Source organism: Eudoraea sp., from assembly GCF_049665975.1.
GTDB lineage: Bacteria > Bacteroidota > Bacteroidia > Flavobacteriales > Flavobacteriaceae > Eudoraea.
This window is the reverse complement of record NZ_JBATGR010000017.1, coordinates 1-7478: the sequence shown is the minus strand read 5'-3', so window position 1 is coordinate 7478 and position 7478 is coordinate 1. Positions and strand designations below refer to the sequence as shown.

Below are 7478 nucleotides of genomic sequence, written 5' to 3'. Positions count from 1 at the left end.
TCTTTACATATAACTCAAAAAAACGTATTATTTATTGCATTTAAATTCTTAAATTTATCCCGAAGATAAAATTATTCTTAAAAATGGGGAAAATAAAATTAGACGAAATAGACCATCAAATTCTGGATATGTTAATTGATAATACCAGAACACCATTTACCGATATTGCTAAAAAATTACTTATTTCTGCGGGAACTGTTCATGTTAGGGTAAAAAAAATGGAGGAATCTGGGATTATTCGTGGCTCTTCACTCACTCTTGATTATGTAAAACTAGGTTATGCATTTATAGCCTATGTTGGCATCTTTCTGGAAAAAACACATCAAACTAAGTTTGTTTTAGAGCGTTTGAATCAAATTCCCTATGTTACTGTAGCCCATATTACTACCGGTAAATTCAACATTTTTTGTAAGATCCGAGCGAAGGATACTAATCATGCTAAGAATATCATATTTAAGATAGATGATATTGATGGGATTAGCAGAACTGAGACCATGATTTCCCTGGAAGAGAGCATTAACGACAAAAAACGTTTAATGCACACTATTTTTAATGAATTATAAAGGGAAAGAGTACTGGAATTTAATTTGCTCATTTTGAGGCCATGAATGGTTTTTGTTTATTTATGTTGATTTTCATTAGGGCTATTCTCTATTATAACACAAAATCGAAAGATATTAACTTTCTCATTGGCCTCTATGAAAAATTCTGAACTGAAAAAAGAAGATTTCCATCCCTTTTACGAGCCGTACATTAAAACTTTGGGAGATGTAGAACTATTAGGGATGTTAAAAAGGCAATTGGAAAATTTTCCAATGTTTATTTCTAGTATTCCCAAAGATAAATTGCATTATACCTATAGTGCCGGAAAATGGACAATGGCCCAGGTATTGGTCCATATTTTAGATACCGAACGTGTATTTCAATACAGGGCTCTTCGATTTGCCAGAAACGATAAAACACCTTTACCTGGGTTTGATCAGGATATGTTTGTTATAGAATCTAATGCTGAAAGTTGGAATAAGGAGGAATTGATAGAAAATTATAGAACAATACGAAAATCTACTATTGCGCTATTTGAAAAATTTTCTGATGAGACATTGAAAAAAGTTGGAATTGCAAGTGAATCACCTATGAGTGTTGCGGCTTTGGGTTTTATTTGTTGTGGCCACCAGAGACACCACAGAAACATATTGCGCGAACGATACCTTAAAGACTAATCAAAATCTTTTTCACCTTCATTTTCTTCTTCAATATTTAGTTCTAAGGAAGGTCCTTTAATAGATTCATCTTTTATTGCTTCAAGCCCTTCAGCGATGTTTTCATCAAAATTGGCAATGAAATGAGAAAGACTCTTGCTAATTTTAATAAGATACAGGGTATCTGCTGTTTGTAGTTCTACGGCTTCAATGTATTCACCGTTAAGACTTCTAAAGGAAATTATATCTTCATCCCCATATCCGTCAGGATAGGATTCAACCAGAAGAGCGGTTATTTGGTGATTTAACTTTTTATAATCTATAAGTATTCGTTTCATAAGGCGGTATTTGAATAAAACTTTATCAGTTGTCTTAATCCTTTACCTAAACTATACTTTTTTTTTCTTTGGAAGTTTAAAGAGTTGTAAAACAGCAATTTTAGTATATGAAGTTGCTAATCTTTGTAGTATGAAAACGCCTGGCTTAATATATCATCAGGAACTCTATTATCAATCTGGGCATCACCAATCCTTTTTAGAAGTACGAAGAAGACACTTCCATGCGAATTCTTCTTATCGAATTTTAAGAGATCTATTATCGCGTGGATGTCGTCATCGTTAAAATCAACTTTATCAAAATGTTTGAGTAATTTCATTTTAATATCTTCCAATTGATTAATGCCTAGGCCCGTTTGCTGATGTGATAAGAATGCTTCCAATATCATGCCAATAGCAATTGCTTCGCCGTGGAGTAAGGTTTCACGTTCGGGATTATCTAAAAAATAGGATTCAATAGCGTGCCCTAGGGTATGACCAAAATTTAATATTTTTCTAAGACTTTTCTCTCTGGGGTCCTGCCGGACTATTTCATTTTTTATGACTATAGATTCATAAATATGATCTTCCAATTGATCAACAGAATTTACTAGTTTAAGAACTCTCCAAAACGGTTCACTTGTAATTAGGCCATGTTTCAGCATTTCCGCAAAGCCACTATTCAATTGTCTTTCATCTAGTGTATTTAGGAATTTAGGAATAATAAGCACCATTTTAGGCTGGTTTATTACACCTATCTGATTTTTTAACATTCCCATATCAACTCCTGTCTTTCCTCCAACAGATGCGTCTACCATAGCCAGTAAACTTGTAGGAATATTAATAAAATCTATACCCCTTCTAAATGTTGAGGCTACAAAACCACCCAAATCTGTAATAACACCCCCCCCCAAGTTTATTAACAAGCTCTGTCTATCTGCACCTTTTGCCGAAAGCGCTTCCCAAACCTGGATACAACTGGTAATATTTTTGTTAATTTCACCAGATTCTATCTCAACAACTTCGAAGTTATAACTCCCTCCAACACTGCCTAAAAATTTAGGCAGACAATGCTCCCTTGTATTTTCATCAACAAGAATAAAAATACTGGAATAGTTTGATGTTTTTAATTGATATTCCAAAGCTTCATATCCCAAATAATTAAAATGGATTTGGGCAGAAAAAGAAGTAATTGATTCCATAGTTTATATTGCCTTTCTTGATAATCTTTAATGAATGACTCATTGAAAGTAAAACACAAAATAAAGACTATTTTTTAGTAAATGGATACAAATTCTGTTATTATCTTTGAATTCATAACTAATCAGCAATAATGAACAGAATTTTTGAAGATACTTCAACAGCATTTTCTCTAAAATCCGATTCCGAATTGGAGCGAGCTTATTTTCTTTTTAAGATGATAGCTAATGAACCGCTTGTAAAAATTGGTACTGCTATGACTAATTTTGCTCTAAAAGCAAGATTACCAGTTGATGGCCTTATTCGGGCAACTGTATTCGATCATTTTTGCGGTGGAGTAAGTGAGGAAGATTGCATGACAGTCGTTGATAATATGTGGAGTAAAGGTGTATCTTCTGTTCTTGATTATTCTGTTGAAGGTAAAGAAACAGAAGATCCTCTAGATGCTGCCCTGGAAAAAACCTTGAAGATCCTCGATTTTGTAAAGGAACTGGATGCTATTCCTTTCGCTGTCTTTAAACCTAGTGGTTATGGCAGAGTTGCACTATTCCGTAAAATTGGAGAAGGCAAATCCCTGTCAAAAAAAGAAAAAGAAGAATGGGACAGAGTAGTGGGACGTTTTGACGCTACATGTAAAAAAGCATATGACCTTGATGTTTCACTTTTAATAGATGCTGAGGAAAGTTGGATGCAGGATGCGGCAGATGAATTGGTGGAAGCAATGATGCGTAAATATAACAGGGATAAAGCTATTGTATTTAACACACTTCAACTTTACCGCTGGGATCGTTTGGAATACCTTAAAGAGCTTCATTCAAAAGCGCAGAAGGAAGATTTTAAAATTGGAATCAAGACCGTTCGCGGAGCTTATATGGAAAAGGAAAATGAAAGAGCTTTAGAGAATAATTACCCCTCTCCTATATGCGCTAACAAATCTGAAAGCGATTCTAATTATGATACAACAGTAGCCTATATAGTTGAACACCTGGATAGGATCTCTCTTTTCTCGGGCACGCATAATGAATTGAGCTCTTACAAATTAATTGATTTGATGAATCAAAAAGGGATCGCTCAAAATGACAATCGTATTTGGTTTGGTCAACTTTACGGAATGAGTGATCATATTTCTTTTAATCTGGCCGATAGGGGATATAATGTGGCAAAGTATTTACCTTTTGGACCTGTACGTGATGTGATGCCTTATTTAATAAGACGTGCCGAGGAAAATACTTCGGTTGCGGGACAGACGAACAGAGAATTGGAACTGATTAAAAAAGAACGTCGCCGAAGAAAAATTTAGACGAACTATTTATTCTACGAGGTAAATTTATTTTTGTAATTACTAAATAAGATACTTTTTGCAGATAGCCTCCAATAACTTTTTGTTTGTGTTATTCCTTTAGGAATTATTGTTTTACAGTTATTAATACTGCTTCGCAACTGGATAAGTCAGAATTCAGAGTAATATTTTCTGCACTGGAACCATCTTTTACTTCTATAGAGACTGTGTTTGGGGGAAAATTACCCAAATTATGGGCATAGACAAAAAGATCATTAGATTTCTTTAAATTCAATTTTACCTCAAAACTTTTTTTCTTGTAGGTTAATGTATGTTTAGCCACAATTTGCTCTCCATTAAGATAGATAGAAACAATGTCACCATCTGCTCTGCCATGATCATAAAGACTTATGGTTATTGTCTCATTATCTACCACCAATTCTTTTTGATACGAAATTTTTCTTCCTTCAAAAATAGTTCTAACCGGGACCTTAACTTCTTCTGATACAACTATTTCTTTCTCCTCTTCCTCAGCTACGGCAATTGTCTCTATAGGTTTTTGAATCTGTACCACGGGTTTCTCTACTGCTTTGACAGGTTCTTGAACTGGCTCAATATTAATCTCTTTAACCTCAATAGGAATCTCTGCAACATCAGCCTGGGGTTCTGCAATTTCAGAGGGGGTCTCCACTATTGTTTCTTCGGGTATTTTATCCTCTTTTTTTATGGTAAAATATGGAGTAGCATATTTCGCTATATGATATTTGTTAATCGGGAAGAGCTCAATACCCATAATTTTATACTTATTTCCGGCGGGTAATCCTTTTCGAAGATTTACATCCTTTACAAAGTGATTGTTCTTAAAAACACCCAGTACTTGCACTACCACATCGTCCCTTGTTAAGAAGAACTTAATAGTTTTACTATCATCCAAATTAGATGATGTCCATTCTATTTCAACAGGACCCGGTGCAATCCAAACCGTTCCATTTGTTGGATATGTAATTTCTAGGGATGAACGCCATTGTATTCTTTCATTTATTCTCTGTTTATTTAATTTATAGACGGAATTTTGGAAATTATTATAAGGAACATAGGTCGTTAAACCAATATTTGCCTCTTTCAATAACTGATAAAATTCTTCCAGTTCCGCAAGAACATTTATTAAAGGGATTTGATTTGGGTATGTCTTCTTTATAAAATTTATTTTGGAGATAACTTTTTTTGCATTTTTCTTATTTGGCACCTGATTATAATTCTCTGAACTGGTATTAGTTAAATTTTTAGCGAACCTGAGCTTCTCATATCCAAATCTATTTTCTAAGAACTTAATAGCATCTTCGTTGCTCAGAGAATTAGATTCTTTAAATTTCTTTGCAATGCTATAGGCCAAAAGATATTCTTTCAAGCTTTGATCCAGACTTGCTTTGGCTACTTCTGTACTTGCCATGACAGGTGAATTGACAGCCTGATTCAAAATTTTAAGAAATATATCTTTACTTAAAAGTTCCTGTGAATTGCCAAATCCACCTTGGAAGTAATCAAATACCAGACTTGGTGATTCCAGCAAAATATAACTCTTGTTTGAAGCGTCGGCCAAGTTGCCCGATCCATAAGTTTCAAGTATTCGTTCCTTGGCAGCCTCGCTCCAGGGGTCGGCACCCTCATTTATAATTTTCTTACTCAATTCAATTGGGTCATCAATCAGGGACTCAACCAATGGCGGCTGATCATGCGCATGGTTGGGCTGACTAAAGAAAAAACATACTAAAAGAAATAAAAATTTTTTCATCAAAATTGGTTATCACAGTGAAATCACATTCACTTTAAGTCCTATTAACAATATTGAATTTTCAGTTAAAGAATAATATAAAAAACATACTATTTAGGTTACGGTCCGGCAAAGACTATTTAATAGGGACTTATCCTACATAATAACTCCAAAACACCCCGATTTAGTATACTCCCGAACTTATATACGTAATAATCTTTAATTTAGTTTTTGGAGCTTATAGTCAGGCATCTGACCTAATTTTAAAAATGTAAGAATAAGGCTACAAAAATATATTTATTATTATTATTCTGCAATACCTAATTAGTTAAGAAGATAATTAGAGAAATATCTAAATCTCACCTGAAATTTAAGCCGCATTTTACTTTAAAGAGACAGGCCAATTTTAGTAATCGGAGTAATCCGTTGGGTAGAGTAAATAAATGCATGAGAAACAGTATTCTCATATTTGGGAAAAGTTATTCATTCTTGTCATTCAGGGGATTCAAAAAATGCTTTACAAAGCTCATATCGTGCTTCCCGATCTTATAAAGTGGTCATAACCATAAGATTTGGCATTTTGGGTCCCGATATTACTTCAGGGTAAAAGGCGGCATTGAATCCTTATGGATCAAAGTAAAATAATTATAACTTCAATTAAAATAATATATCTTATTATCAATCAAGAATTTCTATTTTATCTATTAGGGTAGTGCTGTCGCAATTCTTGACTGTTAAAGCCATCAATTTTTCCTTTACTATTCCTTCAATTGAATAGGTATTGCAAGTTGTGTTTTTTGTATCACTCTTTTTAAAATTAACATCCCCTTCATTCATAAAATAGGCGATACTAAGGGAGTCCAGGGTTTGATCGGCTACCAATTGTTCTATCTCCTCAGAATAGGTAATAGGTTTTGATCGTAATTCTTTTAACACCCTGCAATTAGGTAGGTAACAAAAGCTGACACCAGTTTCATCAGATTTTTTTTTAAGAAAAAAGAAAAGGAAAACAAGACCAATGGATAATCCTATAAGGTAAAATCCCAATCGTTTAAGAAATGCCATTAACTAAAAAATAAGAAAGTTAATATCACTGTATTTTAGATCAAACCATTCGCCAACAGACTTATTGGTAAGAATGCCATGATACATATATAAACCATTACGCAGTCCCCTGTCAAATCTCAATGAATTTTCCAGGCCTCCATCTTCTCCGATCTTTAATAGATAAGGGGTAAAAATATTGCTGATAGATACTGACGATGTCCTGGGGTATCTGGCAGGAATATTGGGTACGCCATAATGGATGACCCCAAATTTTTCACGGGTTGGCTTGTCGTGGGTAGTAAGTTCGCTGGTTTCGAAACAACCGCCCATATCTATGCTCACATCAATGATTACTGAGCCTTTTTTCATATGTTCCACCATGGTGCTGGAAACCACAATGGGTGATCTGTCACTACCGCGTACGGCCCCTATTGCAACATCACAGCGCTTTAAACTCTTTAAAAGGTTCTTGGGTTGAAGCGTAGAGGTATATATAGTTTGTTTAAGATTGGTTTGAATATTTCGTAGTTTAGTAAGAGAGTTATCAAACACTTTTACATTGGCTCCGAGCCCTAAAGCGGAACGCGCCGCAAACTCTCCAACTGTTCCTGCTCCTACAATTACCACTTCTATAGGGGGTACCCCACTAATATTGCCAAACATAAGCC

The 7478-nt window shown here is 34.5% G+C and carries 8 protein-coding genes; 3 read left to right on the top strand and 5 right to left on the bottom strand.

Annotated elements, in window-relative coordinates; all coding sequences use genetic code 11:
- Positions 1–83 precede the first annotated feature (83 nt).
- A complete protein-coding gene (locus tag WBN20_RS00675) occupies positions 84–563 on the top strand; it encodes an Lrp/AsnC family transcriptional regulator (protein ID WP_424275393.1) in 480 nt (159 codons plus the stop codon).
- A gap of 135 nt (positions 564–698) precedes the next feature.
- Positions 699–1220 (top strand): DinB family protein, encoded by a 522-nt coding sequence (locus WBN20_RS00670; RefSeq protein ID WP_424273482.1) that lies wholly within the window; start codon positions 699–701, stop codon positions 1218–1220.
- On the opposite strand, the gene WBN20_RS00665 is transcribed toward WBN20_RS00670, so the two are convergent.
- A complete protein-coding gene (locus WBN20_RS00665; RefSeq protein ID WP_424275394.1) occupies positions 1217–1537 on the bottom strand; it encodes a hypothetical protein in 321 nt (106 codons plus the stop codon). The two genes, WBN20_RS00670 and WBN20_RS00665, sit on opposite strands and share 4 nt — an antisense overlap.
- A gap of 116 nt (positions 1538–1653) precedes the next feature.
- The gene (aroB, locus tag WBN20_RS00660) at positions 1654–2715 is read right to left on the bottom strand and encodes a 3-dehydroquinate synthase (protein ID WP_424273480.1); all 1062 of its coding nucleotides are present in this window, start codon (positions 2713–2715) and stop codon (positions 1654–1656) included.
- A gap of 131 nt (positions 2716–2846) precedes the next feature.
- Between aroB and WBN20_RS00655 the strand changes: the two genes are divergently transcribed.
- Positions 2847–4013, top strand: coding sequence for a proline dehydrogenase family protein (locus tag WBN20_RS00655; protein WP_424280345.1), 1167 nt, complete (start codon positions 2847–2849; stop codon positions 4011–4013).
- A 106-nt stretch (positions 4014–4119) separates the two neighbouring features.
- On the opposite strand, the gene WBN20_RS00650 is transcribed toward WBN20_RS00655, so the two are convergent.
- The 3 genes from WBN20_RS00650 to WBN20_RS00640 all read right to left on the bottom strand — a co-directional run.
- Positions 4120–5784 (bottom strand): hypothetical protein, encoded by a 1665-nt coding sequence (locus WBN20_RS00650; protein WP_424280344.1) that lies wholly within the window; start codon positions 5782–5784, stop codon positions 4120–4122.
- Positions 5785–6441: 657 nt separating this feature from the next.
- The gene (locus tag WBN20_RS00645; RefSeq protein ID WP_424280343.1) at positions 6442–6828 is read right to left on the bottom strand and encodes a DUF4258 domain-containing protein; all 387 of its coding nucleotides are present in this window, start codon (positions 6826–6828) and stop codon (positions 6442–6444) included.
- A 3-nt stretch (positions 6829–6831) separates the two neighbouring features.
- Positions 6832–7478, bottom strand: a 647-nt coding sequence (locus WBN20_RS00640) for an alanine dehydrogenase (protein ID WP_424280342.1), incomplete at its 5' end; no start/stop codon positions are given.

Excerpts from the sequence above, each read along its gene's own strand:
- WBN20_RS00675 (WP_424275393.1), top strand. The coding sequence starts at position 84 with ATGGGGAAAATAAAATTAGACGAAATAGACCATCAAATTCTGGATATG.
- WBN20_RS00670 (WP_424273482.1), top strand. The coding sequence starts at position 699 with ATGAAAAATTCTGAACTGAAAAAAGAAGATTTCCATCCCTTTTACGAG.
- WBN20_RS00665 (WP_424275394.1), bottom strand. The coding sequence starts at position 1,537 with ATGAAACGAATACTTATAGATTATAAAAAGTTAAATCACCAAATAACC.
- aroB (WP_424273480.1), bottom strand. The coding sequence starts at position 2,715 with ATGGAATCAATTACTTCTTTTTCTGCCCAAATCCATTTTAATTATTTG.
- WBN20_RS00655 (WP_424280345.1), top strand. The coding sequence starts at position 2,847 with ATGAACAGAATTTTTGAAGATACTTCAACAGCATTTTCTCTAAAATCC.
- WBN20_RS00650 (WP_424280344.1), bottom strand. The coding sequence starts at position 5,784 with ATGAAAAAATTTTTATTTCTTTTAGTATGTTTTTTCTTTAGTCAGCCC.
- WBN20_RS00645 (WP_424280343.1), bottom strand. The coding sequence starts at position 6,828 with ATGGCATTTCTTAAACGATTGGGATTTTACCTTATAGGATTATCCATT.